General features: G+C 44.7%; 24 protein-coding genes, 1 riboswitch and 1 other annotated feature. Of the genes, 11 read left to right on the top strand and 13 right to left on the bottom strand.

The window, feature by feature from the left end; all coding sequences use genetic code 11:
• Positions 1-45: 45 nt before the first annotated feature.
• Entirely contained in the window at positions 46-576 is a 531-nt protein-coding gene (locus AUC31_RS14740) for a GNAT family N-acetyltransferase (protein WP_058382464.1), read from the top strand.
• A gap of 95 nt (positions 577-671) precedes the next feature.
• Here AUC31_RS14740 and AUC31_RS14745 read toward each other — a convergent pair whose 3' ends face one another.
• On the bottom strand, positions 672-2192 hold the full coding sequence (locus AUC31_RS14745; RefSeq protein ID WP_058382463.1) for a cobyric acid synthase: 1521 nt from the start codon (positions 2190-2192) through the stop codon (positions 672-674).
• Between the two features lie 103 nt (positions 2193-2295).
• Positions 2296-2480, bottom strand: a riboswitch (cobalamin riboswitch).
• A gap of 142 nt (positions 2481-2622) precedes the next feature.
• Here AUC31_RS14745 and AUC31_RS14750 point away from each other — a divergent pair.
• Positions 2623-3147, top strand: a complete 525-nt coding sequence (locus AUC31_RS14750) for a cysteine hydrolase family protein (RefSeq protein WP_058382462.1) — start codon at positions 2623-2625, stop codon at positions 3145-3147.
• A 595-nt stretch (positions 3148-3742) separates the two neighbouring features.
• Complete coding sequence (locus AUC31_RS14755) at positions 3743-4465, top strand: NADPH-dependent F420 reductase (protein WP_058382461.1); 723 nt, start codon at positions 3743-3745, stop codon at positions 4463-4465.
• 191 nt (positions 4466-4656) lie between these two features.
• Here the strand turns inward: AUC31_RS14755 and AUC31_RS14760 are convergent, their stop codons facing one another.
• From AUC31_RS14760 to AUC31_RS14770, 3 genes are all read right to left on the bottom strand, one after another.
• Positions 4657-6093, bottom strand: coding sequence for a DHA2 family efflux MFS transporter permease subunit (locus AUC31_RS14760; protein ID WP_058382460.1), 1437 nt, complete (start codon positions 6091-6093; stop codon positions 4657-4659).
• 118 nt (positions 6094-6211) lie between these two features.
• The gene (locus AUC31_RS14765) at positions 6212-7549 is read right to left on the bottom strand and encodes an NtaA/DmoA family FMN-dependent monooxygenase (RefSeq protein WP_058382459.1); all 1338 of its coding nucleotides are present in this window, start codon (positions 7547-7549) and stop codon (positions 6212-6214) included.
• Positions 7550-7776: 227 nt separating this feature from the next.
• On the bottom strand, positions 7777-8202 hold the full coding sequence (locus tag AUC31_RS14770) for a MarR family winged helix-turn-helix transcriptional regulator (RefSeq protein ID WP_058382458.1): 426 nt from the start codon (positions 8200-8202) through the stop codon (positions 7777-7779).
• 207 nt (positions 8203-8409) lie between these two features.
• Here AUC31_RS14770 and cyoE point away from each other — a divergent pair, with 207 nt between their 5' ends.
• Entirely contained in the window at positions 8410-9309 is a 900-nt protein-coding gene (gene cyoE, locus AUC31_RS14775; RefSeq protein WP_058382457.1) for a heme o synthase, read from the top strand.
• The gene (locus tag AUC31_RS17780; protein ID WP_157073512.1) at positions 9306-9542 is read left to right on the top strand and encodes a hypothetical protein; all 237 of its coding nucleotides are present in this window, start codon (positions 9306-9308) and stop codon (positions 9540-9542) included. The genes cyoE and AUC31_RS17780 overlap by 4 nt, the downstream gene beginning before the upstream one ends.
• A gap of 407 nt (positions 9543-9949) precedes the next feature.
• Here AUC31_RS17780 and AUC31_RS14785 read toward each other — a convergent pair whose 3' ends face one another.
• Positions 9950-10243 (bottom strand): hypothetical protein, encoded by a 294-nt coding sequence (locus AUC31_RS14785; protein WP_058382455.1) that lies wholly within the window; start codon positions 10241-10243, stop codon positions 9950-9952.
• Between the two features lie 405 nt (positions 10244-10648).
• Here AUC31_RS14785 and AUC31_RS14790 point away from each other — a divergent pair, with 405 nt between their 5' ends.
• Positions 10649-10882, top strand: coding sequence for a hypothetical protein (locus AUC31_RS14790; protein ID WP_058382454.1), 234 nt, complete (start codon positions 10649-10651; stop codon positions 10880-10882).
• A 189-nt stretch (positions 10883-11071) separates the two neighbouring features.
• Here the strand turns inward: AUC31_RS14790 and AUC31_RS14795 are convergent, their stop codons facing one another.
• Positions 11072-11731, bottom strand: a complete 660-nt coding sequence (locus tag AUC31_RS14795; RefSeq protein WP_058382453.1) for a hypothetical protein — start codon at positions 11729-11731, stop codon at positions 11072-11074.
• 471 nt (positions 11732-12202) lie between these two features.
• Between AUC31_RS14795 and AUC31_RS14800 the strand changes: the two genes are divergently transcribed.
• Positions 12203-13108, top strand: coding sequence for an SMI1/KNR4 family protein (locus AUC31_RS14800; RefSeq protein ID WP_058382452.1), 906 nt, complete (start codon positions 12203-12205; stop codon positions 13106-13108).
• 79 nt (positions 13109-13187) lie between these two features.
• Here the strand turns inward: AUC31_RS14800 and AUC31_RS14805 are convergent, their stop codons facing one another.
• From AUC31_RS14805 to AUC31_RS14825, 4 genes are all read right to left on the bottom strand, one after another.
• Entirely contained in the window at positions 13188-13640 is a 453-nt protein-coding gene (locus tag AUC31_RS14805; RefSeq protein WP_058382451.1) for a hypothetical protein, read from the bottom strand.
• A 530-nt stretch (positions 13641-14170) separates the two neighbouring features.
• Positions 14171-14503: a hypothetical protein gene (locus AUC31_RS14815; RefSeq protein WP_058382449.1), complete on the bottom strand. Its 333-nt coding sequence runs from the start codon at positions 14501-14503 to the stop codon at positions 14171-14173.
• Positions 14504-14851: 348 nt separating this feature from the next.
• Positions 14852-17173 (bottom strand): MMPL family transporter, encoded by a 2322-nt coding sequence (locus AUC31_RS14820; RefSeq protein WP_058382448.1) that lies wholly within the window; start codon positions 17171-17173, stop codon positions 14852-14854.
• A 26-nt stretch (positions 17174-17199) separates the two neighbouring features.
• Positions 17200-17811, bottom strand: coding sequence for a TetR/AcrR family transcriptional regulator (locus tag AUC31_RS14825; protein ID WP_058382447.1), 612 nt, complete (start codon positions 17809-17811; stop codon positions 17200-17202).
• Positions 17812-17948: 137 nt separating this feature from the next.
• On the opposite strand from AUC31_RS14825, the gene AUC31_RS14830 reads away from it, so the two are divergent.
• Positions 17949-18605, top strand: a complete 657-nt coding sequence (locus AUC31_RS14830) for a Type 1 glutamine amidotransferase-like domain-containing protein (protein ID WP_058382446.1) — start codon at positions 17949-17951, stop codon at positions 18603-18605.
• 81 nt (positions 18606-18686) lie between these two features.
• On the opposite strand, the gene AUC31_RS14835 is transcribed toward AUC31_RS14830, so the two are convergent.
• The gene (locus AUC31_RS14835) at positions 18687-19682 is read right to left on the bottom strand and encodes a YhdH/YhfP family quinone oxidoreductase (RefSeq protein WP_058382445.1); all 996 of its coding nucleotides are present in this window, start codon (positions 19680-19682) and stop codon (positions 18687-18689) included.
• A gap of 168 nt (positions 19683-19850) precedes the next feature.
• On the opposite strand from AUC31_RS14835, the gene AUC31_RS14840 reads away from it, so the two are divergent.
• The 3 genes from AUC31_RS14840 to tyrS all read left to right on the top strand — a co-directional run bounded on the left by AUC31_RS14840 (position 19851) and on the right by tyrS (position 23578).
• Positions 19851-20426 (top strand): TetR/AcrR family transcriptional regulator, encoded by a 576-nt coding sequence (locus tag AUC31_RS14840; RefSeq protein WP_058382444.1) that lies wholly within the window; start codon positions 19851-19853, stop codon positions 20424-20426.
• 32 nt (positions 20427-20458) lie between these two features.
• Positions 20459-21925 (top strand): DHA2 family efflux MFS transporter permease subunit, encoded by a 1467-nt coding sequence (locus tag AUC31_RS14845; RefSeq protein WP_058382443.1) that lies wholly within the window; start codon positions 20459-20461, stop codon positions 21923-21925.
• 118 nt (positions 21926-22043) lie between these two features.
• Positions 22044-22285 (top strand) — a binding site (T-box leader).
• A gap of 78 nt (positions 22286-22363) precedes the next feature.
• The gene (tyrS, locus tag AUC31_RS14855) at positions 22364-23578 is read left to right on the top strand and encodes a tyrosine--tRNA ligase (RefSeq protein ID WP_058382441.1); all 1215 of its coding nucleotides are present in this window, start codon (positions 22364-22366) and stop codon (positions 23576-23578) included.
• Positions 23579-23922: 344 nt separating this feature from the next.
• Here the strand turns inward: tyrS and aldA are convergent, their stop codons facing one another.
• Both aldA and AUC31_RS14865 read right to left on the bottom strand, forming a co-directional pair.
• Complete coding sequence (aldA, locus tag AUC31_RS14860; RefSeq protein WP_083509198.1) at positions 23923-25362, bottom strand: aldehyde dehydrogenase; 1440 nt, start codon at positions 25360-25362, stop codon at positions 23923-23925.
• Between the two features lie 99 nt (positions 25363-25461).
• Positions 25462-26160, bottom strand: coding sequence for a Type 1 glutamine amidotransferase-like domain-containing protein (locus tag AUC31_RS14865; protein WP_058382440.1), 699 nt, complete (start codon positions 26158-26160; stop codon positions 25462-25464).
• Position 26161: the final 1 nt, after the last annotated feature.

Here is a 26161-nt window from a genome sequence, read left to right on the forward strand (position 1 = left end):
ATCAATATGATGACCTCGACACTATCAAAAATGGAGGGAATACTATTGATTTTACAAATGAATACCGAACGATTGTTATTAAGAAAAATGGAAGCCGCTGATGCTAATGAGCTGTTCCAGATCTGGTCTGACCCACTAGTGACCGAGTTTATGAATATCGAAAACTTCACTTCCAAAGTCCAGGCATTGGAGATGATTCAACTGTTTGATCAACTGCACCAGGACCAGGCAGCCATTCGCTATTCGATCATCGAGTTGGACACTGGCGAGTTGATCGGTTCTTGTGGATTTAATTTTGTCGATCATGAAAATGCAAAAGCCGAAGTCGCTTACGATATCAGCCAAAAACATTGGCGCCGGGGTTTTGCTGCTGAAGCCGTCAGTGCTCTAGTACAGCATGGATTCCTTGAAATGCAGCTGAACAGAATTGAAGCTAAGGTCGACCCGAACAACGAACCATCGATCAGACTATTGGAAAGGCTCAATTTCCACTATGAAGGCACTTTGCGGGAAACTGAAATAATAAACGACGTGTTTTTCGACTTAACTATGTATTCAAGATTGAAATCAGATTAAATTATCGTGAAAAAAGCCGAACTTCTTATCGAAGTTCGGCTTTTTGTTCTTTATCATCCACTGTTTTCCAGCGGTATTGAAAGATTTATTTCTTCTTATACCTTGCTTTTGTGAGCCGCGTCAGCCGATAAGCCGAGTAATTGGTAAACTGCTTCAATGTTCATATGGCTGCGGACTTGCTCTGCTAGAAAATCATATGCTTCTTCCCTTCGCTGGGCATCGGGTTTCACATTGTCTTCCAATGGTTCTAACCCTTTTTTGACTCGCAATTCATTGACCAGTTCACGCGTGAAGTTGCGGTTATGGAAAATGCCATGGAGATAGGTGCCGGCAACGCTGCCATCTGCGCTGACTGCCCCGTCCATCCGGCCATCCGACAGCTGCATAAATGGAGTAGCCTCTCCGCGAATGGTCGATCTTCCCAAATGGATTTCGTAGCCTGTCAGCATCTGTCCGTCTTTTACTTGCCTGCCGGTCATTAAAACGGTTTTCTTATCCCCGACAAACACCGTGTCGACCGGCAGTAAGGAAAGGCCGCTTGCCGCTCCGCCTTCCCCGTCGACCGCCTCATTATCTGTTAGTGATTCCCCAAGCAATTGAAAACCTCCGCAAACTCCGAAAATCTTGGTCCCGTGCTGGCGCAGCTGTTGGATCGCTGCATCGAACCCCATGTCCTTGAGCCACGCAGCGTCGGCCAATGTGTTTTTGGTTCCAGGAATGATGAGCAGGTCTGGTGTACCGAGCTCTTCGACTTTTCCGATCAGGCGTACGCCTGTTTCCGGTTCATCAAAGAACGGGTCTATGTCTGTGAAATTCGAGATTCGAGGGAGCCGGATGACGGCTATGTCTACCGCAAACTCTCCAGGCTTCGGTTTTTTAAACCGCAGCGATGACAATGCGAGAGAATCTTCTGCATCGATTTGGACATCAAGATAAGGCAAGACCCCGAGCACCGGAATGCCTGTTTCTTTTTCCAGCCAGTCAATGCCATCATCGAGCAGCTCGCGCATGCCACGGAATTTATTGATGATGATTCCTTTTACACGAATTCGTTCCGATTCATCGAGCAAAGCGAGCGTTCCGACGATAGCGGCGAACGCACCACCCTTGTCGATATCCACCACTAAAATGACAGCGGCATCTGCCAAGTGGGCCATTCGCATATTGGCAATATCTTTATCCTTCAAATTGATTTCTGCAGGGCTCCCGGCACCTTCGAGCACTAGCACGTCGAAATCCTGCTGCAGTCTGCGCATCGACTGCTCGACCGCCGGCATCACTTGCTGCAAAAAATCGTCGCGATAGGTTTTTGCATTCATGTCCATAAAGTGCCGGCCATGGACGATGACTTCTGACACCATGTCCTGCTTTGGCTTGAGCAAAATCGGATTCATGTCAAAAGTCGCCGGAATCCGGGCTGCTTCCGCTTGAACTCCCTGCGCCCTGCCGATTTCGCCGGCTGCTTCTGTCACAAACGAATTCAGCGCCATGTTCTGTGATTTAAACGGAGCCACACGGAATCCATCGTCTGAAAAAATTCGGCATAGCGCTGTACAAATCAAGCTTTTCCCCACGTCGGAAGCTGTTCCTTGAATCATAATCGAAACTGCTGGCATACTTTTCCCTCCACTCGCCAAAATAGAAAAATCCCCCACGAGCGCGAGGGATTGGAAAAAACAGCACAAAAAAGGCGTACTTCCAGCTTGTCCTCGCAAGCGAACGGGCATCCGCATAAAGGCAGGTCTCCTGGCTCGTGATCATCGCCTTCTGAATCTTCCCGAAGCATCGCTTCAATGGCTTTTTCAGATGACTCTCACTTACAGTGGCGGGACCGCGCCGGAATTCAACCGGCTTCCCTTTTAACTCATGTTCAAGACACAAGCACCTTTATGAATTGGATTCAAACTCTATTTTTCTTTTCATTATATACACAGTCATTCTTTCCTCACTAGCTTTACTTTTTTCATCTGTTACACCAACTGCTATACAAGCAATCGCACGCTCTATAAAATAAGAGAAAACACTAACTGAAGAGGAGAATGCCCGATGTCAAAGACAGCTTTATTAATCGTTGATGCCCAAAACGAGATGTTCGACCCAGCCAATCCCGTCCATCAAAGTGAACAATTGCTGGAGAATTTGCAGTCGTTGATCAAAAAAGCGCGTTCAGCCGATGTTCCCGTCATTTATGTGCAGCATAACGACGCCGGCCTTGTAGAAGGCACCGACTTTTGGCAAATCCATTCGTCCGTCACTCCTGAAGAAAGGGATACCGTCGTTCAAAAATGGACGCCTGATTCCTTCCATGAAACAAAGTTGCTAGAGGTATTGAAAAACAATGGCATCCAAAACCTTGTCATTGCCGGCAACCAGACTGAGCATTGTATAAATGCGACCACACGCAGCGCCAGCCAGCTGGGATTTAACGTGACACTCGCCAAAGACGCGCACGGCACCTGGGATTCGGAAACGATGAGCGCCGAGCAAATTATCGATCACCATAATGGCCTATTAAGCGAGTTTGTCACGTTGCAGGAGACGAAGTATATCGAGTTTTTGGGACGAGCTTAAATAACCCACGTACCTCGATAAAAAATTACAATTACTCTTCCCGGAATTTATTTTGGGAGGAGTTTTTTTATGAGAAAGTGAAGCTTTTGAGTTATGCACAAGATGCAGTCCACTAAAAAAGAAGAAACTCATATTAGAGTTTCTTCAATTCCAATAATTCGTCATATATAAACATATATAATTATGAAACTCTGCTTTTAAAGTGTTATGGAACAGGCTATTACATGTATCATTTTTTCTAGCAATTTCACCTTCTCTTGTTATTCCTCAAAACTCAATCAGTGAACCCTCATTAAAAGGGGTTATATAATGGTGCTCATCGAACCAATACTGGCTACACATCACACGGTCTGCTAATCACAACATTTATGTGATGTTTCGGAGACTTTTTGGCATTGTTCTCTTCAAAGAGGTGAAAAAAGCCTTTTGTGGAAAGCTTTAGGGTAGAATGGTTCATCTGTATTTATTTTACTCATCTTCTATGTTAAAATTTACTTAGTCTACTAAATGTATTGTTTGGTTAAGTAAATGTACAGTTGATTTAATTTTCTTTTAGATAAGTTAAAGAATATATAAAATTATGGGAGGCAGAAAAATGAAGTTTGGAATTATAGGTGCAGGCCCCATTGGAGCCAGTCTTTCTAAGAAATTAGTGAAAAATGGACATGAGGTCAAAATTGCCGATGCCCGGGACATTAAACATTTGGAAGGTAAGGACATTGCAGGAACACCTGTGGATGTCAAAGAGCTGATCACCGATATTGATGTTCTATTACTCTCTCTCCCTCTCCATGTCATGCCGAGCATTCGGCCGATCATCGATCAAGTTGGGGATGAAGTCATCATTGCAGACACATCCAATTATTATCCATTTAGAGACAATGAAATCGAAGAAATCGAAAACGGAATGGTGGAAAGTGTTTGGGTTTCCAAGCAGCTAGGAAGACCGATCGTCAAAGCCTTCAGTAATCAATTAGCTTATACATTAGAAAATAAAGGAACTCCAGAAGGCACGACTGGTCGCATTGCCATGGCCATTGCCGGTGATGACCCCGCACAAAAACAAGTACTGATCGACGTCGTGAATGAGCTCGGCTTCGATGCAGTGGATGCCGGTTCGTTAAGCGACTCTTGGAGAGAACAACCCGGAACTCCTGCCTACTGCACTGAACTGACAAAAGAAGAACTGATCGAAGCCTTGAATGCGGCCGATAAAGAAAAAGCACCCGTCCAGCGGGACAAGGTAATGGAGAAGTTTTCAGCTGGCATGACGCATGATGATATTGTGAGAATCAACCGCGAGACCTATAATTCCTAATTCAGGAAACCCTTTTGTTAAAAACAAATGGATCAAAGAAGAAATGTTCTCATGCATCTATAAACATGATAATAAAATGAAGCTCAGTAGCTGTCTTTTAAGCCACTGAGCTTCATTTTTTGTGTTTTTTATTTAGCCAACTGCTTGTCATGTCATGTGAGATGTTTCTTAATTGGCTTAATCCAATATATTTAATGTGGTGAATTTATTACTTCGCGTTGGACTACTACCCGACGGATAAAGAATCCCATGACCAGGCCAATTGCCGCGATCCCCACTGTAAACAAAAAGACGTTTTGCAATCCTGAAGCCATCGCATTGGCGATTTCCGCAGGCTGTGTCGGTGCAGAAGAACTGTGTAGATAGCTATCCATACCGCCTGTCAAAATACTGACGGCTACCGCTGTCCCGACTGCCCCGATCACTTGCTGCAGCGTATTCATGACCGCCGTGCCATGCGGGTATAATTCGGGCGGCAATTGATTTAGCCCGTTCGTTTGGGAAGGCATCCAAATCATTGCAATCCCAACCATCAGACCGACATGCAACGCCACGATAAATGCCACTGATGACGCAGTAGTCAATGTGGTGAAAAACCACAGCATCGTCGTAACGAGGATAAGTCCCGGAATGACGAGCCATTTCGGTCCGAATTTATCAAACAACCGGCCGATAAATGGCGACAATAGCCCATTCAACGCACTGCCAGGCAATAGCATGAGTCCGGCAATAAAGACAGACAATCCAGCACCTGTTTGCAAGAACATCGGCAGAATGATCATGCTCGACATAATGATCAACATGCTCATCATTACGAGAAGCAGCCCCACCACGTACATTGGAAATTTGAAAACCCTCAAGTTTAATAGCGGCTCCTTCATTGAGTTCTGGCGCAGCACAAAGAAGAGTAAGGCAATAAGACCAATGATGATAGAAGTGATAACGACCATACTGCCCCATCCCACTTCTCCTTCACCAGCCTTACTAAAGCCAAAGACCACTCCTCCAAAACCGATAGTTGACAGTAGAACTGAAAACAAATCGATCCGCGGTTTTGTCACTTCAGTCACGTTTTCCAAATACTTCAGCCCGATTAACAAGCCGATGATCAGGAATGGCAGCGAGAACCAGAAAATATAATGCCATGTTAAGTATTCGATCAATAGACCGCCGATAGTCGGGCCGGTTGCGGGCGCGAACATGATGACCAGTCCGACAAATCCCATAGCCGCTCCCCGCTTTTCAGGGGGATAGATGACCAAAATGGTGTTGAACATGAGGGGAAGCAATAAGGCCATGCCTGCAGCCTGCAGCACCCGGGCCACCATCAGCATTTCAAAATTAACGGCTAGTGCCCCAATTAATGTCCCCGTAATTAAGCTAATAAGCGCACCAACGAACATCTGTCTCGTGGTAAACATTTGCAGCAGCAAGCCACTGATCGGCATCAAAATACCAAGCGTTAACAAAAATCCAGTCGTTAGCCATTGTGCGGTTGCCGCCGAAATTTGAAATACGTCCATTAAGTTCACGATGGCGATGTTTAAGGCGGTCTCACTGAACATGCCGACAAATCCGACGATGAGCAGCGACGCTAAAATCGCTTTTGTATTGTATTGTTTCTTCATTTTTTCTCTCCCAGTAAGCTAATTAACTTAATAATGCTTTATTTTTTTGCAAAGCCTTATTTATATAAATTTGAAGCAATTGAAGTGTTTTACTCATGAGAATTCTCTTTTATCCCGCTTACTTAGTCTCAGCGCTTCCGTATTGATAAGGAACGCCCATATTCTCGCGTAATGTGTTTCCTTCATACTCTTTGTGGAACAAGCCGCGTTCCTGCAAAATCGGCACAACTTGCTCCACAAAATCGGCCACTCCATCGTAGGCGATATCCGGCACAACCGAAAAGCCATCCGTCACGTCTGCCAAAAACCATTCTTCCAGGAAATCTGCCACTTGTACTGCGGTACCGGCAACGACCGGATGGTAATTGATAACTCCGTGCGCCAGAACGTCCCGAATGGACAATCCTTGTTTCAATAATTGCAAAGCTCTAGGGGAACGGGGATCCTGAGGGCTAGCATAGGTACGTTCCAGCAACTCCGCCGGCAAGGGCCGATCGATATCCACTGTGTGTACCGATAGCCGCAGTCCCACCATGGATCCCAGGTAGCTGACACGACTTGGAATCTCATCGGGATTGAAACTCATCAACTGTCTCCGCCGTTCTAAACCTTCTTCTTCCGTCGCGCCGATCGAGAACATAAAGCCGGCATACATCTTGACGTCATCCGGGTTTCTGCCAAAACGAGCGGCACTTTTCCGGAGCGCTTGCCGGTGTTGACGGGCCGACTCAATATCATAAGGATTCGCGTAGACGCCGGATGCGTATCTCCCCGCTAACTCCAATCCTTCAGCTCCGCCGCCGGCTTGGAAAATCACTGGCTGTCCTTGTTCCGACGGCGGAATTGGCAACGGGCCGCGGGAAGCGTAGTACTGTCCTTGAAGATTGATCGGCTGTATTTTATCCATATCAGCAAATTTGCCGCCTTCTGTATCCAATGTCCAAGCGTCTGGTTGCCAACTGCCCCATAACGACTGGACAATTTGAATCGATTCATGAGCCTTGGCATATCGTTCTTTACGGCTTGCAACTTGCATACCGAAGTTCGCTGCCGCTTCTGGAGTAGATGAAGTTACCGCATTCCAGCCGACACGTCCGCGGCTGATAACATCCAGCGCCTTGAATTGCCGCGCTATATTATAAGGGTAATTGAACGTTGTGGAGTGGGTTGCCACAAGGCCGATATGCTCTGTTTCTCTGGCCACCGCCATAAGGGCCAGCATCGGATCCATTGGAAAACTTGGTGTCTGTGGGCCTAAGTCGACGGTCAATGCCGGTGTATCTGCAATGAAGATCATTTGGAATTTCCCTTTTTCCGCTATCTTCGCCCGTTCCACATAATTGTCCGTATTGGTATAAGCTGCCGGATCGGTGCCGGGCATTCTCCAAGCGCTGAACTCAGCCCCATAGCCCGAAACCATTTGTAACGCCAATTGCATTTCTTTTCGTTTTGTCATGTTAGTACTCTCCTTTGTTTGTTGATAGGCTTTGTTTTTTAAATCAGCATGTACAGAATTTTTGCGTCTGCCCATCTTTTTTACATATTACTTAAATGAACTTACAGTTAAGTTCGATTTATTTAGCTTGCTAAGTAAGTGATTCCTTATGGCCTCGAAATTAAAGCTTCCAAGCAACTTTATATTACCTAAAAAGTTAGCTTACTAAATATATAGTCAGAGAGAACTTAAAACAAGTTCTTCTCCATACGCTTCATTAAATCTCTTAATACCAACCGTTCTTCTGGTGAAAAGCCATTCAGCAATTTTTCTTGCTGCTGCTTCCATTTGAAATCAACTGGCTTTTCTATCTCTTTCCCTTTGTCCGTTAGATATATCCGCATAACCCTGCCATCTTGTTCGTCACGCTTACGGATGATAAAGCCGTTTTGTTCCAGCGATTTGACCATATTGGTGACCGTCGGTGGTTCACACTTCAAATGATCGCCCAATTGCATTTGAGTGATTCCATCTCCTGCCCATAAACGGGCGAGCAAATTGTCCTGCCCTACATAAAGATTGATCTCTCTCAAGCTTTCACTATAATCCCGACGCATCTTGGATGATACTTTATCTAAGGACTCACGGATATCACAATCTACAGAGGCCTTCATAGATTCCCCTCCACTAGTCAATATATATTTAGCCCACTAAATATATCATCGTGAAAATCGGCTGTCAAATGCTTTCAACCACGCTTACTCTGTCGGGATAGACTTAGAATGTTCATATTGTATACGTAAAAATAATTATTCCTTAGAAATCTGTTTATCAATTAAGGTATATTAACCTTTGTAGGCTTAAAGGAGTTGGAACTAAAAATGATAGAACAAACCCAGAGAAACTTATGGGCTCAAGTCGTGAAAACCGGAATCATCAAGTCAAATTTAATTCCAATGCTTGCGGGACTTATGCTCGCCTTATATACATATCAATATAGTTTTATAGATAATATCGCAAATATTATCTTTGCGCTTTTAGGTACTGCTGCTGTTATTGCGGCAGCTGGTTCATTCAATAATATTTATGACCGCGATATTGATTCCGTAATGGCACGAACAAAAAATCGTCCAACCGTTACCGGCACTATACCACTTAAAAAAGTGGTGATTGTTGCAATTCTGTTGTTAGGTGGCGGACTAGCTTTATTGTACTTGGCCGCCCCGCTAGCCTCCTTTCTTGGATTTTTAGGCATATTCTTCTATGTGGTTCCTTATACCATGTGGACAAAACGCTATACAATCTGGAATACGGAAGTGGGAAGCATCTCAGGCGCGATGCCTCCTTTGATTGGATGGGCTGCAGTAGGGCCCGATATTTGGCATCCTGCATGCTGGGCTTTATTTTTAATCCTAGTCATTTGGCAAATGCCTCATTTTTATGCGATTGCCATTCGCAAGCATGAAGATTATGCTGCTGCAAATATTCCAATGCTGCCAGTCGTAAAAAGCAGAAAACGCACCTACCTCCAAACCAATGCGTACCTGATCTTGTTAGTGTTTTCCAGCTTGTTATTCCTGCCGTTAAGCCTTGGCCTGACTTTGGTTTCACTGATTCTAGGGTTATTTTGGCTAGGCTTGAGTTTATTTGGCTCACACAAGAGAGGAATTGAAGTCTGGGCGAATAAAATGTTCTTATTTTCCTTAGTACACATGGTCGGCATTTACTTTACTGTGATTATTTACGCTTCTGTCGGGTTAATTCTAACTGCCACTTCTTGACTGGCTCAAGCAACTCAGATGTTCTCTTTTTCTTCATCCAAACGGAAGCTTATTACTTTCCCTTTGTGGACGATGAGGAAATCTTTTCTTTAGGTTATTACACGGCAGCCGAAGAAGGCGCTTCAAGTTGGCAATTCAATATTTTAGCTAAGGATCTTTCTGAGGAAGAATATGAAGAAGTTGTAAGAGGGCTTTATTACGAAATGTTTAATGTCATTAGAGATTTAAATTAAGTTATAAGACGGGATACCTCCACTTGATACAACAGGGGAGGTATCCCGTTCTCTATTTGCTTTGATGAGAATGCAGCTTGATTTAGATTAAGTTATATTCAGTTTTTTTCTTGGATTTTAACGAGTCTAATGAGCCAGTATAAAGCAATCCACGGCAGAATAAATTTAGTGGTCCAGGCAATTGCATTCGGGAAAAAAACGATTGAATTAATACCGATAGCTGATGCTAATACCCATAATAGAGCAAATATTATTGTTAATATCAAGTACTTCAATTGGTTCATCCCTTCTAAGAAAGGTCTAATATGTGAATGCGAATTAATTCATATTAAGTTACATTTACTCTTTTAATTACCTTATTATTTTTTATCCCAGATAAATACGGCTTAGTTCTATGCTCTCTTAAATTATATTTTTTTACTATTATAGTTTTGTATTAAAGTTGCTAAAATCGCAATTAAAAAAACGATGAAACTGTTTATTAAGAGATAGTAACCTACTTGCATGCCATAAAATATTGCAAAAGCATCCCGAATAAGAAATAGTCCTAGTACACCGCCGATTGTCCCAAATAAAATCGCTAATAATAATATTGTAAACGCTACAGAATATAGATTTTTCTTTTTCTTATAGCCTTTAAACCCAATAATATTTGCGACAATTATAAAGAAAACCATAAGTATTAAGAAAAAGTAAGTCATTTAACCCTCCCTTACATAATTTTAGTTTCTTAAATTTAAAAGTCATTGCCATAAAGTCTTTCTTTTAATCTTTGGTAGTTGAATGTAACTTAAGTGCGGTGAGTTACATTCAACTTTCTCAAACATCAACTACATTTAGACTAACACCAACTCCCATAATATGTATATGAAATAATTACCTTTACTTTATTGAATAAAATCGTTCGTAAGAGTACAGATTCACAAAAAGGAGAGACGATGTGCTTTGCACACCTTCTCTCCTTTGAAATACACATGACTTCCGATAATCGCATGATATGTAAACTACTCTTTTATATTGTTAAAGCCGAATATTAAATAAGGCATTCTTGTATAATTAATGGAGACCATATATTTAATTTGACTGGTTGAGAAAGGAAGATTTAGTTGAATGAAAAATTCAAAAACAAAGTTGCTTGGTGCAAGGTTTGTGATCAAGGATGGGCTACTATCGTGAAAGCTAAAGGTACGAACCGATATTGGGTACAGTGCTCAGAGTGTGATAGTGAATGGTACCACCCATTGCATGCACAATTAAATATAAATATTAAGGAAACCATAGATCCTTCATCAGAAGAAATTCAAGAGACTGGGTGGGGTGAATATATCATCACAGAATGATAGCTTCGAACTACTATTCATAGCCAAAAACTTAAGTTTTCATTATATTTCGTGAGACTTTACTTTTCATCATCTATTTTGCTCTCCGTTCTAAAAAGTACACTTTGCCTTTTGACGATTAAGGACTCTATCGATCATCGGTAAAATATTTTTGTCGAAGTTCTAATATATGAATTTACGCTTTTTTCTTCACTGTAAATAAACTGTTTTAAACTGATGTTCGCTTGGTTTTCTTTCATGAACCCTGACTTCATCATAACTCATCCATTTAATATCTCCCAATAATGGATAGAGCAAGTCGAATCTTGGCTTTTCTTGATAAAGGACTTCTGAATAGATGTACTTTTGTTCTTTATCTTCAACTACTAGTGAAGCCGTACAATCATATATCCCAATCTCTATTTCAATTTTCGCTTTCAATTTACGATTGGGACTGGATTTTGGCTTTTTATACGTTTTTTTGAATGTATAATTTTTTTCGACTACCTTTTGATACGCATATAAAAAGGGCTCTTCATCCCAACCCTTGTCTTTACAAATAACCTGTAGTCCATCCATCATCAGGTCAAGTGTCTTTTTCTTTTTCTCTAAATCGGATAGCTGGTAAAAATCACTTACATCATAGGGGATCGTTACAGGCAATAACCCGTCCATGATGACGGGTTGACAAGCCAATTCGGCATTTGGATAACACTCAAATTGGACACTACTTACATCATCAAAATGAAGTTTAGGTAAGAACTGTTCAAAGAGATAAACAATGCAGTTGGTTTCAAGATAAAATTGATCTTGTTTCGGTTTATTATGTAGTGGTGAACGATCTTCAAAATTAAAGCCTCCAAATAACATTCAATAATCTCCTTCTTATGGCCTTGAGTGATATCTACTATCAGAAACCAGCCTCAACCACGTAGTATCCGTTGAATCACCTCATAAGCAGCAATCGTTTCGCTAAAAATACGAAGCTGGTTAATAAAGAATTAAATAATTCTAATACTAAATTTATAAGCTTCTTCTTTCTATAATGCTTGATAGCTAAACCTCAATCCTATTGAAATGCGAGTTTTCAAACCTTATGGCACAGCCTTTTGAATGTATCATATTTTCGTTTGAAATCAGTTTTGATGGATTATCTAATAAAGCGCATGGAACTTGGAGATTGAATGTAACTTAATTAGGATTATGTTACATTCAAAAATTATTAAAACTCCCCCCTTTCTTGATTTTGGTAAAATAGGAATAATCGATTTTATAGCTCTTTCAAGAAAAACAAATACAAAATTTCGCATTCGCAACCGGATTACAAATGGAGGATAAGGCATGAAAAAAGTAATTGATATGATTGATTCGAAATCAATAACGACAGGCGTTTCATTAGTCGATTTAAAAAAAGCTGAAAAACAATTAGGGGCACTTTTCCCAGATGAATTTAAGGACCTTTATCTTGAAACGAATGGCGCCGAATTCGGTGAATGGGTCTTATTTTCACTCACCATGATTCAAAACCAATCCAACAGACCTGAAAACTTACCTACTGATATGATTTGTATTGGAGAGAATAAGAGTGGCGATAAACTTTGCTACCGCATACGAAAAAGATGGATGCAGGAGCATGTCTATCGGTGGAATGTAAAAAGTGGAAATACAGAAAATAAAGCGTCCACGTTATATGAGTTCATCGATTGGTTTGTCCCGAAAAAAAATGCCGGCAAGTCTCAACTAATCGGTCATTTTGCGGTAGAAAGTGGAGAACTGGTAGTCACAGATCCATGCTACTCAATGGAGGACACAGAGATGCAAGTTCATTTAGCCAATGTAAAAAAAGGACAATGGACAGCCTCCATTTCTTATACAGACGATGAAACCGTTAAAACGTTGACGGCTTACTTCGCAGAAAAGAAACCGAGTGGCAAATGGCATGTTTGCGATCGGCTTATTGGCGTTGATTCTGCACAGGCGGGTATCTTCGATGCCAATTTATTTGGAAAAGATGAAAGTATTCCTGGTGAAGTAGAAAACGTTTATGACATTGAGATAGATGAAGAGGGATTAAAATACTACGTTGCCTGTTCGGATAGCGTAGCATCTGATGAACAGGGAGGAATAGTCCCTGGTGGTACCGTTGCCATGTCGGGATACGGTGATGGGATGTATGAAGTCAGAATAAAATACAATGTTTCTAAAGAGATAGTAGGCGTGATGATCGACTTTGGTGACGAAGAATAACCCCTTGATTTATCTTCTTTTGAATGTAACTTAATTGCTAATAAGTTACATTCAAACTCCTAATATAAATTTAGACAAATCACTTTTGTTGAACATCTCTTTGTATAAATGAAACCCTTGGAGGTTCTGTCGACACCACATCGATTGTATGATTCAAAGCATTTATCCCGTAGTGTTTGTATGGCCCAGGATGTTCTTCATCAGCTGTGGTACCGATCTCAATAAAGTCCAGGTATCGGGATTTTGAATAAAGTGAAAAACGCCGTCCTTCATAATCCTCGTACTTGTCTAAAGCAGTGAAACTCTCGTTTAGAACCGAATAAGCAATGTAAAAGTCAAACTCAAGTCGAAGAATGGGAAGGGTTTCATCCACATCGAAGACTTCGTGAGACGAAAAATTATCATTTTCACTAATTGGAGTGTCAGGTGTTTTACAACGGTCAATATCGACGATTAAGGCGTTGTCTTCAGGTTCGAACAATGAATTCAAATAAAGATAGCCTGGGTATTGAAGCAGTTCAGCATAATTCATGAAACTCTCCTTCCTAGTCTATCGGCTTTTGAATGTAACTTAATTCACATTAAGTTACATTCAAAACCTTATTTCATCATCCTAACTGAAATTTTTCAGAATATGCTTACTTAAACTTTAAATAGTGGGATAGATACTAACGAGAAACAATATAGTTAGACCTGCAGTAACCATAGAGCTAAACAAAATTATATATTTAGTTTCCCCTCTAATTTCCGGAAATTTTGACTGTAAATCTGGAATCAAGAAGAAACATGAGAATTGAACTATTCCAACTACTATCGCTCTTCCTATATCAACATTATTCAAATCTGCAAAAGGTTTATTGAAGTTTTCACTCAAGTAAAAAATGCAAAGAACAAATATGGAGTTTAAAAAGAAAAGATATAAAAAATACTTCAGATGAGTCATGTCTTAAATTATCCCCTTTAGTTAAAAATCAGTTTTTAGCTTTTACCATTGCATTCTTAATAAAGACTGAATGTAACTTAACTGCACTTAAGTTACATTCACATCCTCAACTTTATTGTCTATTTTCCAACTAACTCCGCTACCCATTCTTTGAACCAATCGGGTGGTAATTCCAATTTAGTGAGGTCCATTTTCATAAGCTGTTCATGTGAATAAAACTCGTACCAATATAAATCCCATTGTGCTTCAATATCCCGGGCAATAACAAAAGCTAATTGATCCTGGTCGTCTAAATCTTCTTCATCCCAAGCCATCGTTACATTATCGCACCACATACAAAAATCAACTTGAGGAAATTTGTTTTCTTTCTTGCAAATCGTATCTAAAAGGGTCTTAAGATTTTCACATGAATAGGGAAGATTGATGCTGGTCTTATTCAAATTCCACTCCACAACAAAGTCCTCCTCTTTTAATACGGTTTATCAGCAGAAAATTTAATGATTTTCATTTTTTACTAATAATACCATGTTGGAAAGTTGAAAATTATAGTCGAAGAAAATTTATCAGAAAATAACCGTTCGTAAAAGTACACTTTTACGAACACTCCGAAATGGACTGGAAACGACCGAGTATAGCGTTCGTAAATACATAAAATAACTTTACGAACGTTCGCTAATTCTCAAACACTTTTACGAACGCTTTTCGATTACCCTCAGCTTCCCTTTCACTGACGAGCGATCCTCAAGAATTTTTGACCAAAGAAAAACTGCCGGGAAGCTTCCCGGCAGTTTTTGCTATCTTTAGATGGAGTTTTCTCCAGTATTCGTGCGTATCGCTTTATCTTTATCTTTTTCATTCAATTCATGAAGCAATTTTTCGCCTTCAATGTCCAAATCCGGGAGAATCTTGTCGAGCCATTTTGGCAGCCACCAGATTTTGTCGCCGAACATCGACATGACGGCCGGCACGAAGATCATGCGGATAAGGAATGCATCGACGAGGATGCCGAACGCTAAGGCAAAGCCAATTTGCTTGATCATGATGTCATCTGTGAAGATAAAGCCGGAGAATACCGAGACCATGATCAATGCGGCGGCGACCACGACTTTACTCGCCGTCTTGTAGCCGCTGACGATGGCCCCATCGCCTTTTTCACCGTGTATATAGGCTTCGCGCATCGATGACACAAGGAATACTTGATAATCCATGGCGAGCCCGTACAGAATCCCCGTGACCATGATCGGGATAAAGCTCAACAACGGGCCGCCGGTATCGATTCCGAAGAGCGATCCGAGCCAGCCCCACTGGAAGACTGCGGTTGTGGCGCCGAATGTTGCCATGATGCTCAACAGGAAACCGACCGTTGCCTTGATTGGGATCAAGATCGAACGGAACACGACTAACAGGATAAGCAGTGACAGCACGACGATAATGGCGATATAGATCGGGAATACTTCAGCGAGTTTTTCCGAGATGTCGATATTGACCGCCGTCAAGCCGGTCACGCCGATTTCTGCATTGGTGTTTTCAGTGGCAGCGGCATCTGTCCGTAAACTTTCCACCAATTGTTTTGTCGCTTCATCGGTCGGCCCGTTTTCCGGAATGATGCTGATGATGGCGATCGTTCCGTCTTCATTAAAGCCGCCTGGAGATACTTCCGCTACGCCGTCGAGCTGTGAGATATTGCTGAGCAGCTGGAAATATTCCTGCGGATTCACTGCAGCTGCGTCCTGGTCTTTCGCCACGACAAGCAACGGGCCGTTAAAACCTTCCCCGAAGCTGTCGGAAATGACGTCATAGCTCTGCCTTACAGCGGTGTCTTGATTGGCGCTTTCGCCGGATGGCATGCCGAGGTTCATTTGCGCGACCGGCACTGCGAGCGTACCAAGAACGATAATGACCAGTAAGACCGCGGCCCATTTCGTTTTCAATAAGCCGGTGATCCATCCTTGGGCAAAGCTTGGTTTCGAGCTGTTGTTCGCTTGGGCTTTATTTCTCGTTTTGGCTGAGACGATCCGCTCACCGATCAACCCGAGCAAGGCCGGGAGAAGCGTGAGCGCGACCAGCACATCGATTAGCACCGTCAATGCGGCGACGATTGCCATACTGCTGAGGAACGAGATGCCGATGACCAGCAAGCCGCTGAGCGCGATGATGACGGTCAAGCCGGCAAAGAATACCGCGCTGCCTGCTGTGCCGACTGCACGGGCAGCCGCTTCTTTCGCGGTCAATTGTTGTTCGGTGATCAGTTTGCGCTGTCTGTTAACAATGAACAAGGCATAATCGATGCCGACTGCAAGGCCGATCATCAAAGCGAGAACCGGTGTCAGGCTGTTGATTTCGAACATGCTCGACAAGGCGAACGTCCCGCCGACACCCACACCGACGCCGATCAATGCCACAACTAGCGGCAAGCCCGCTGCGATGAGTGAGCCGAGCGTGACGACCAGGATGACTGCTGCGATCGCGAGCCCGATGATTTCATGGGTGCCGCCGATCGGGATATCGACGCCTTGCAGCGCACCCGTCGGAATGACTGTGATGGAAGAATTGTCTTGAGCGATATTTGCGGCATCCGCAAGTTCTTCGCGTTCCGCTTCACTCAAGTCTTCCGCTGTTTTGGTCAGTTGGAACTGGAATAATGCGACCGTGCCGTCCTCTGAAATCTGGATGCCCGGGACCGGCATTTCTTGAACGATGAACGGCCGGTGGTTGACTTCAGACGCCGGAAGCTGGCTCATCATGTCCTGCAGTCCCTGCATCTGTGCCATTGCTTCCTCGTCCTGCAGCATATCCATCGGATTGACGACATGTTCCAAACTGTAAATTTCATTGGCTGCCATGGCTAAAGCTTGGGCATTGGCCGGATCGTCAATGGCTTCCCCTTCCGGCACTTCGAATAAATAACTGCCTTGCCCGCCGGATGCTGCCGGGTATTCTTCCGCCAATTCGTCCAGCACGTCCTGTGCGGCGGTGCCGTCAATTCTTGTTTCGCTGCTTGTATTCACGCCATTCGTGACAATGGCTGTGATGATGACGCCTAAAATGAGCAGCCAGCTGGCAATAAAGATCCAAGGCTTGCTATAGGCTGTTTTTCCGATGCTGTAAAAAAATCTCGACACTTGTGCAACTCCGTTCTCTACTTTTATTAGTTAAAGCCTTTTCGTAAATGGGCAAAAACGATATCGATGTATTGGTTAAACTCGTTATCTGCCTCGTCCTGTTCCCCGTCTTTCGGCAATTTAACGGCGATGCTTTCATCAAGCACCGGCAAAATCGCACCGAATACGGCGCCGATCAGAATAGGGTAATACTCTTCCGGATAGTCGCTGCCGAACTCTTCACTGATTCCGCGTTTCGCAAAATCCTGCACTTCCATCAATGCGCCGGTTACATACAATTTGAGCGAAGGGTAGTTTCGTGACAGTGAAACTAGCTGATTGAGACGCCTCAATTTATTGATCGTGAAACTTCCGCGGATATACAATTCGATGGTGTCTAAAGGCGTGTAATTTTCCGTGGAGAAGGAGAACTGGCCGTCGCGCTCTAAATAATCATTCATCGTCAAGGAGTTGGCGATCGCTTCTTCCTTGCATGAAAAATAATTGGCAAATGTCCGGCGTGAATAGCCTGCCGTTTTAACGATATCTTCCACAACAAACCCGTCTACACCATGCTCCACCGCTAAGTTAAAAGCAGCTTCGGCCAAGGCTTGGCGTGTCGCTATTTTTTTCATATCCCGCAAACCGCTGTCAGTCATTCCATCACCTCATTTTCAATTCTTACATGTTATACCACAAAAATTGCCTAATGTGCAATTTTTCCCTTTGGGCAATTATAAAAACCGGACCGATTAACTGTATAATGGTTATCATCAGCTGCACGAAGGAGGCCCTTATGAAAATCCATTATTATTTAGGCTGGTTTACTGATTTTTTCCCGGAAAACCTGAGCAAAGCTTTAAGGGAAGACCTTCCAGAACGGAAATCGCTCGTGATGGTCAGTTCGGATCCATCAGATGCTGAAGTGGACGGCGCTGTGGAACGTTCCTGGTTAGATCAGGCAGGCATTTCATTCGATGAATATCATTTAATCGATTCGAACATAGAGCAGGAAGTGGCCCATGCCTTAATCAGAAATGCCTCGGCCATTTTTCTATTGGGCGGAGATACGCTTGAGCAAAACCGGTTTTTGAAGGATTTCAAATTAGCGGAACCGATCAAAACGAGCACCGCCTTGGTCATGGGGGCCAGTGCCGGGGCGATCAATATGTCCGCTAAATGGAAATGCTCGGAACGCTTTGGCTATCCTGAGGGCATGGACATTTTTTGCGACGGCCTCTCGCTAGACCCTTTTTCCGTGCTGTCCCATTTCGACCTCGAAAACAATATGGCACTCGTACAAGAAGAGCTGTCTGCCCTGTCGGATGAAATGAACGTGTATGCGTCAAATAAAGACTGTGCCTTGCGCTCAAAAGGCGGCCATATCGATATTTTAGGGGATGTTTATGTCATGTCGCGCTCAAACATCCGGAAATTGGATGAGACTTTTTAGCTTCATTGGCTGCGTCAAAAAGCAAAACAAAAAACGTTCGGCAAGCAGAATTTCATGCTTGCCGAACGTTTTTTGATTGGTTTAAGCATTTTGGCAATTAACGATCGTTCTCCCTAAATGCTTCCCGTTTTTGATTGCCTCGATCGTATCAGGAATTTGTTCGAGCGAGACTTCGTCCGTCAAAGTTGTTTGGGTGATGTTCCAGTCGGCTGACATCTTGTCCCAGATGGCGCCGCGTTTTTCGATCGGCACATTGACTGAATCGATGCCAAGCAAATTGACGCCTCTTAGGATGAACGGCAGCACCGTCGCCGTCAGTTGAAGGCCAGCTGCGTTGCCGCACATGCTCATGCTGCCGCCATAGGAAATTTGCGGGATGAGGACCGATGCCACATCGCCGCCGACCGTATCGAGGACATAATCGAATTTTTGCTTGTTCAATGGCTTTTTCAGTTCGCCCAGATCATCCGGGAAAATGACCGCGCTGGCCCCGAGCGATTTCGCCACGTCCACTTGATGGTCTTTGCGCACCAAGGCCGTGATATTGGGGTAGCCGATTTTAGAAAGAATCTGCAGCGCGACGCTTCCGACGCCGCCAGTCGATCCTGTCACCAATAGCTCCGGATTGTTTTTTGGGTCCATACCGTTTTGTTCGAGTGCTTGGATGGATAAGGCCGCCGTGAATCCTGCCGTCCCGAACACCATAGCGTCTTTCAAGCTCAAGCCGTCCGGCAAAGGCACGATCCACTCGGCCGGCACGCGGGCATATTCAGAGAACCCGCCGGTATGACTCATGCCCATTTCAAACCCGGTGACAATCACTTCCTGGCCTTGCTGGAATCGCCCGTCCGCTGTATGTACAACCGTTCCGCTGAAGTCGATTCCGGGAATCATCGGGTAATCGCGGATGACTCCGCCTTTTTTCTGCACCGCGAGCATGTCTTTGTAATTGATCGACGAATACGCCACTTTCACCAAGGCGTCTCCTTGCGATAATTGGTCTTCACTGATTTGTTCCACGCCGTAGGTCACTTCATCTTCTTGCTGTTTAATGACAATCGCTTTAAATAAATCCATGAAAATCCCTCCTTGCTCTTCTCTTCCCGATTCAGTGTGGCAGCATGCATTATCTGGAGAGATCCTCTTGCACTATTTTTTACTGCTGTGGGCGAACCCATTCTTTGACAATGATTTATTCAACAATTATATTAGACTGGTCGGTTTAATTATTTTAAGAGGTGAATTATGTCTAAACCCAATACGAAAGTGGCGTTGATCGAGGCTGCTTCCAGATTGTTCCGCCTGCACGGCTACGAAGGGATCAGTCTTAACGATATTTTAAAAGAGATCAATATTCCTAAAGGCTCCTTGTACCATTATTTCCCTAATGGCAAAGAAGAGCTGGCTGTCGAGGCCATTCATCATACCAAAGATATTGTTTTGGCATGGATTGAAGAGTCGTTCGAACAAATCGGCGATCCTGTCAAAGCGGTGCAAGACCATATTCATCAGCTGACCGTTCTATTGAAAGATGAGACAGAACAGGTCGGGTTTCCGATTGGAACGATTGCAGCTGAAAAATATTCGACCAATGAACCGATCAGGTCCGCGTGCCAAACGGCATTCGAAGAGTGGAGCGAACTATACTCCACTAAGTTTTTTGAAGCAGGATACAGTGAAAAGCAGGCTAAAGATTACGGTGTTTTCATTCTGGCCGCGATCGAAGGAGGCATTCTTCTTTCACTTACTACCAAAAGCGAGGAATCGCTTTTAATCATCGCCGATCAAATTCCTTTCATCTTGTCAAAAAGAGAGAATTAGAATCAGGCATTTCAGAGAGGAATGGATAAAATATGACAACAATAGCAGGACAGCAACAAGAAACCATCAAAACGACCCCTATTTTAATTTCATTCTTAATCGCAGGCTTTATTGGATTGTTCAGTGAGACTGCGCTCAATATGGCATTGGGTGATTTAATCCAACAATTCGGCGTAGGATCGTCCACCATCCAATGGCTCACGACCGGATACTTGCTGACACTCGGCATACTGGTCCCTGTGTCGGGCTTATTGCTGCAATGGTTCAGCACAAGACAGCTATTCATTGCCGCGCTGGCCTTTTCAGTGACCGGCACCTTGATCGCTGCACTGGCGCCGAGCTTCAGCATTCTCATGGTGGCCCGTGTCATCCAGGCAATCGGAACAGGCTTGCTGTTGCCGCTCATGTTCAACACGATTCTATTGATCTTCCCTATTCATCGCAGAGGGGCGATTATGGGATTGATGGGCTTGGTGATCATGTTCGCTCCGGCGATCGGGCCGACGATTTCCGGATTTTTAATTGAAAACTTAAGCTGGCATTGGATTTTCTGGGTGTCTCTTCCGTTTCTAGTGTTTGCACTAGTTTTCGGCATCATGTTCATGCAGAACGTCAGCGTGATCACAAAACCTAAGATCGACATCACTTCCATCGTCTTATCGTCTCTTGGATTTGGCGGCATCGTCTATGGATTCAGCACCGCTGGGGAAAGCGGCTGGGGCAGTTTCATCGTCATCGCATCTATTGCGGTTGGATTTGTCTCATTGTTCTTGTTCTCCATCCGGCAATTTAAAATGGACCAGCCGATGATCAACCTCCGCGTCTTTAAATACCCTATGTTCACCCTTGGGCTCGCGGCTGTGTTTATCGCGTTCATGGTCATCCTGTCATCAGCCATTCTGCTGCCGCTGTATTTGCAGACGGGACTTGGCTTGGCAGCTGTCACAGCCGGGCTCATCCTCCTGCCGGGCGGCGTGTTAAATGGATTGATGTCACCGATTACCGGGCGGATTTACGATAAATACGGGCCGAGAGGATTGGTCATTCCCGGATTTTCCATCATCATCATTACCTTGTGGAACTTATCAGGCGTCACGACCGCCACGACCGCAGTCACAATCGTCGTCTTGAATACTCTTTTGATGGTCGGGGTTTCATTGGTGATGATGCCTGCCCAAACCAATGCATTGAACCAATTGCCAAAAGACTTGTATCCGGATGGCACCGCTTTGATGAACACCCTTCAGCAAGTATCAGGCGCCATCGGGACAGCGGTCGCCATCACCATCATGTCATCGACACAATCGACCTATATGCAAACTGTGTCCGATCCAAACAGCGCTTCCGCTATTCCCGAAGCACTGACGGCTGGCGTACAAAATGCCTTTACATTCGGTTTGGTGCTCGCTGTGATCGGTTTGGTGATTTCTTTCTTCATCAAATCCGTCCACCTGGCCAAAGAAGAAGCACCTCAAGGAAAAGTTGTCGAAAACACTTAAAAATGAACGATCGATTCAGCCGGTTTCAATTTAGGATTTGACTTCTTTTTTATTCCAGTTATAATGAAAAACAATATCTGCATAACGAAGATTTGCCCGAGCATTTCGGAGTATAAGAACAAAAGCGATGATAAGAACGAGTACCTGTGACTGAAGCATACAGAAAGCGGCCGGTTGATGAGAGGCGCATGCGGTGTCTGGGGAAATACCTCTTTGAGCTGTGTACCGAACCTTCAGTAGGCTACACCGGAGTTGCATCCGTAATCCATGCAGAAGTATCGCTTCGGCCGTACTTTCCAAGGGAAGCTGTGCGAGCAGCTTCCGAACTAAGGTGGTAACACGCATATCCGCGTCCTTTAGGGTTTTTCCCTAGAGGGCGCTTTTTTGTATTCTTATAGATTTTGCGATATGACTATTCCAAGACAAGGAGATGTTAGCATGCGACTCACACCCGCTGAACAAATGAAAATCATCGAAAAAGGAGCAGCCGAAATCATCGAGGAAGGCGAATTGCTCGAAAAGCTCGAACGCTCATACAATGAACAGCGCCCGCTCACCATCAAGCTTGGGCTCGATCCGTCCGCACCTGATATCCACCTTGGCCACGCAGTAGTTTTGCGCAAAATCAAGCAATTACAGGACCTCGGCCACCAGGCGGTCATTTTGATCGGCGACTTCACCGGGCGCATCGGCGACCCTTCCGGCAAGGCGAAAGGACGGACCGCGCTCAGTGACGAAGAGGTCCGGCAGAATGCGGAGACTTACTATGAACAGATCTTCAAAGTGCTCGACAAAACGAAGACAACGGTGCGTTTCAATAGCGAATGGCTGTCGAAACTGAATTTCGAGGAGGTCTTGAAGCTTGCCGCCAGCACATCGGTCGCGCGCATGCTCGAACGCGACGATTTCCAGAACCGCTACCAAAACCAATCGCCGATCGGCCTTCACGAGTTTTTCTACCCGCTCATGCAAGCCTATGATTCCGTTGAACTGAAAGCGGACATCGAAATCGGCGGCACCGACCAGACCTTCAATATTTTGATGGGCCGTACGCTGCAAAAGCATATGGGCCAGGAAAAACAAGTCGCCATCTTCATGCCGCTGATCGAAGGGCTCGACGGCGTGGAAAAGATGAGCAAAAGCCTGGGCAATTACATTGGCATCAGCGAAGCGCCTGAAATCATGTTCAAAAAAGTGATGGAAATCCCCGATCCCTTGGTCTTCAAGTACTTTGAACTGACGACCGATGAGCATCCCTTGGCGATCGAATCCTTACTTGACCGGCTCGAAGACGGCGAAAACCCGCGCAATATCAAATTGGAACTGGCGGAAATCATCACGGCGCTCTACCACGGCGAAGACGCGATGAAAGAAGCAAAACGCTACTTCGAGACGGCCTTCCAAAAGCGTGAAATCCCGGAAAATATCCCTTCGCTGCTGGTGGAAATCGGCAAGGAACGCATCGAAGAAATCATCCCGCAGCTCGTGGAATCCGGATTTGTCCGCAGCAAAAGTGAATTTGTGCGGCTCATTGAACAAAACGGCGTATCGTTTAACGGCGACAAGCTGACACGCGAAGAACTCGACACCATCGTCCATAACGGCGACGTCCTGCAGATCGGCAAAAAGCGCTTCGTGCGTTTTGAAAAATAAGTAAAGAAAAGGAGAGTGACCGAAAGTAAAGGCTGATGTCCATTGCGACGGACGCTTTCGGGGCCACAGGATGTGGGTCATGCAGCTGGCGCGACAGGACGTCGCGTTGCCAGCTGCCAGGGCACCATGTAATTTCGTTGCTCCCACATCTGCAATGCAGATGCGTCGCAAATAAATGAACTCAGTTACACTTCGTTCATTTATTCGCCGCCTCCATTTCCATCAGCTGTTATGAAAATAAAAATTATAAAAAAGTCAGACATAATTAAAACAGCCGGAGAAAAAGAATCTTTTTTCTCCGGCTGCTTCATTTTATATACGTATGGGACAGACCCTTTTTTACTTTATTTTTTATACTGCATATAAACAACTTGTGTCGCAAGGAAGTCTTCCATGCCATGCTTGCCGTCCGCACCGCCGAGGCCGGATTGGCGCATGCCAGCGTGATAGCCCTGCACTGCTTCGAAGTTTTCACGGTTGACGTAAGTCTCGCCGAATTTCATTTCATTGACGACGCGCATTGCTTCGTTCAGGTCGTCTGTATAGATAGAAGAAGACAAGCCGTAAACCGTATCGTTGGCCATTTCAATTGCTTCTTCAATAGTGCTGTAAGTGGTCATCGGAAGCACCGGTCCGAAAATCTCTTCACGCATGATATCGGAATCGTGTGTCACGTTCGTTAAAATAGTTGGCTTGTAGAAGAACCCGGCCAGATCCGCGCGTTCCCCACCTGTCGCAACGGTCGCCCCTTGCGACACTGCATCTTTAACCATGCCTTCGACAGTCTCCAAACGGTCCTGGCTGATCAGCGGCCCCATTGTTACGTCTTTGCTTTCTCTCGGGTCGCCGAGCTTGGTCGCTTCGAATGCCTGGATAAGTTTTTGGCTGAGCTCTTCCGCCACGCTTTCATGGACATAAAGACGCTCCGCATTCGTACACGCCTGTCCGCCATTTGCGAGTCTCGATGTGGTGATGGCTTTTGCGGCCAGGTCCAAATCTGCATGCTGCGTGACGATAGCTGGCGCTTTACCGCCAAGTTCGAGATTGACCTTGGTGATGTTTTGCGCTGCCGCTTCCATTACTTTCGTACCGGCCGGCAAGCTTCCTGTCATCGTGATCATCTGAACTTTCTTGTGCGAAGCCAGCGCATTGCCGATTTCAGAACCAGTTCCGGTTACCACATTGTAGACGCCTTTTGGAATTTCTTCCATCGCGTCGACGATTTTTGTGAATTCCATGGCGGTATTCGGTGTTTGCTGGCTCGGTTTGATGACGATTGTGCAGCCAGTGACAAGCGCTGTCGCGACTTTCCGTGCCAGGATGAATACCGGGAAATTCCAAGGGATAATGCCTGCTACGACGCCGATCGGCTTTTTGTAGACTAAGATATTTTCATTCGGATGGTCGCTTGGGACGATTTCCCCTTCGATGCGTCGTGCCCATTCGGACATATAATGGAAGTAATCAATCGCCAAGTCAACTTCGCCGCTTGCCAGTTCATAGTCTTTTCCTTGCTCTTCCTGCAATAAGTCGATAAATTTATCACGGTTTTCAGCGATTTTATCGCCCAGCTTGCGGACGATTTTCCCGCGTTCGATATTCGGTTTCAATTCCCAAGCCTGTTGTGCCTGATGCGCCGCTTCTACTGCCTTATTCACATCTTCTTCCGTTCCTTTAGGAATCTTAGAAATCACTTGTTCCGTTGCCGGGTTGATGATGTCGATCCATTCGTCTCCAGTAGACTTTATATATTCGCCGTTCACATACATTTGGTGAGTTTGCAAAAGATCTCCTCCTAATTTTCCAATTAGTAGGTTTTTCCCTTTATGGTTACCGGTAAACTTGGCCTTCTGCACTAACATGCTTAGACAGGAATTAAACTTTTACATTGCGTCAGGGTTTCCCAGAAACTTGGTTTCCAGTTCATGTTCATATCCCTCGCCTACACGGTAAGCCTTGGCGTAAGGGCGTGAACTGACAGCGCTATGCAAGTCCTGTTCAGTAAAATGAAGCGCCACGCCGTCATCCGCGGCTAGCCCTGGCTTGATCTGCCCTTGCTCAAGCAGCCGTTGAAACGTCGGACGCCGGTGTGTTTCCCCGTCGTAATGGGGGCAATTGCTGCCGGTCAAAAACCCTAAGCAGTCCAATGGATGAAGCTCATCGCCATAAGAATCGGTGACGCCTTGTTCGAACCAGCAAATCGATCCCGCACTGATGCCTGCCAGGATAATTCCTTGATTCCAAGCTTTTTCAATGATCCGGTCCAAGCCCCATTCCCGCCACAACGCAAGCAAGTTTTTCGTATTACCCCCGCCGACATACAAAATGTCCTGTGACAAGACGAACTCTTCCAGATCTTGTGCGGGCGGCTTGAATAATGACAGATGCGTCGGCTCGCAGCTTTGTTGTTCGAAGAAGTCGTAGAAGCGCGCGATATAGCTGTCTGCGTCTCCGCTTGCCGTCGGGATAAAGCAAATTTTCGGCGTTTCTTTCGGTGATTGTTCCAATATGTATAAATCGAGTAGCGGGTTCTCCGGCTCCATCGAGAAGCCGCCTCCGCCTAGTGCGATAATCTGTTTCATT

Origin of the sequence: Planococcus rifietoensis (assembly GCF_001465795.2) — a bacterium.
Lineage (GTDB): Bacteria > Bacillota > Bacilli > Bacillales_A > Planococcaceae > Planococcus > Planococcus rifietoensis.

Coding starts and splice junctions, on each gene's coding strand:
- AUC31_RS14745 (WP_058382463.1), bottom strand. CDS start 2,192: ATGCCAGCAGTTTCGATTATGATTCAAGGAACAGCTTCCGACGTGGGG.
- AUC31_RS14750 (WP_058382462.1), top strand. CDS start 2,623: ATGTCAAAGACAGCTTTATTAATCGTTGATGCCCAAAACGAGATGTTC.
- AUC31_RS14755 (WP_058382461.1), top strand. CDS start 3,743: ATGAAGTTTGGAATTATAGGTGCAGGCCCCATTGGAGCCAGTCTTTCT.
- AUC31_RS14760 (WP_058382460.1), bottom strand. CDS start 6,093: ATGAAGAAACAATACAATACAAAAGCGATTTTAGCGTCGCTGCTCATC.
- AUC31_RS14765 (WP_058382459.1), bottom strand. CDS start 7,549: ATGACAAAACGAAAAGAAATGCAATTGGCGTTACAAATGGTTTCGGGC.
- AUC31_RS14770 (WP_058382458.1), bottom strand. CDS start 8,202: ATGAAGGCCTCTGTAGATTGTGATATCCGTGAGTCCTTAGATAAAGTA.
- cyoE (WP_058382457.1), top strand. CDS start 8,410: ATGATAGAACAAACCCAGAGAAACTTATGGGCTCAAGTCGTGAAAACC.
- AUC31_RS14785 (WP_058382455.1), bottom strand. CDS start 10,243: ATGACTTACTTTTTCTTAATACTTATGGTTTTCTTTATAATTGTCGCA.
- AUC31_RS14795 (WP_058382453.1), bottom strand. CDS start 11,731: ATGTTATTTGGAGGCTTTAATTTTGAAGATCGTTCACCACTACATAAT.
- AUC31_RS14800 (WP_058382452.1), top strand. CDS start 12,203: ATGAAAAAAGTAATTGATATGATTGATTCGAAATCAATAACGACAGGC.
- AUC31_RS14805 (WP_058382451.1), bottom strand. CDS start 13,640: ATGAATTATGCTGAACTGCTTCAATACCCAGGCTATCTTTATTTGAAT.
- AUC31_RS14825 (WP_058382447.1), bottom strand. CDS start 17,811: ATGACTGACAGCGGTTTGCGGGATATGAAAAAAATAGCGACACGCCAA.
- AUC31_RS14830 (WP_058382446.1), top strand. CDS start 17,949: ATGAAAATCCATTATTATTTAGGCTGGTTTACTGATTTTTTCCCGGAA.
- AUC31_RS14835 (WP_058382445.1), bottom strand. CDS start 19,682: ATGGATTTATTTAAAGCGATTGTCATTAAACAGCAAGAAGATGAAGTG.
- AUC31_RS14840 (WP_058382444.1), top strand. CDS start 19,851: ATGTCTAAACCCAATACGAAAGTGGCGTTGATCGAGGCTGCTTCCAGA.
- AUC31_RS14845 (WP_058382443.1), top strand. CDS start 20,459: ATGACAACAATAGCAGGACAGCAACAAGAAACCATCAAAACGACCCCT.
- tyrS (WP_058382441.1), top strand. CDS start 22,364: ATGCGACTCACACCCGCTGAACAAATGAAAATCATCGAAAAAGGAGCA.
- AUC31_RS14865 (WP_058382440.1), bottom strand. CDS start 26,160: ATGAAACAGATTATCGCACTAGGCGGAGGCGGCTTCTCGATGGAGCCG.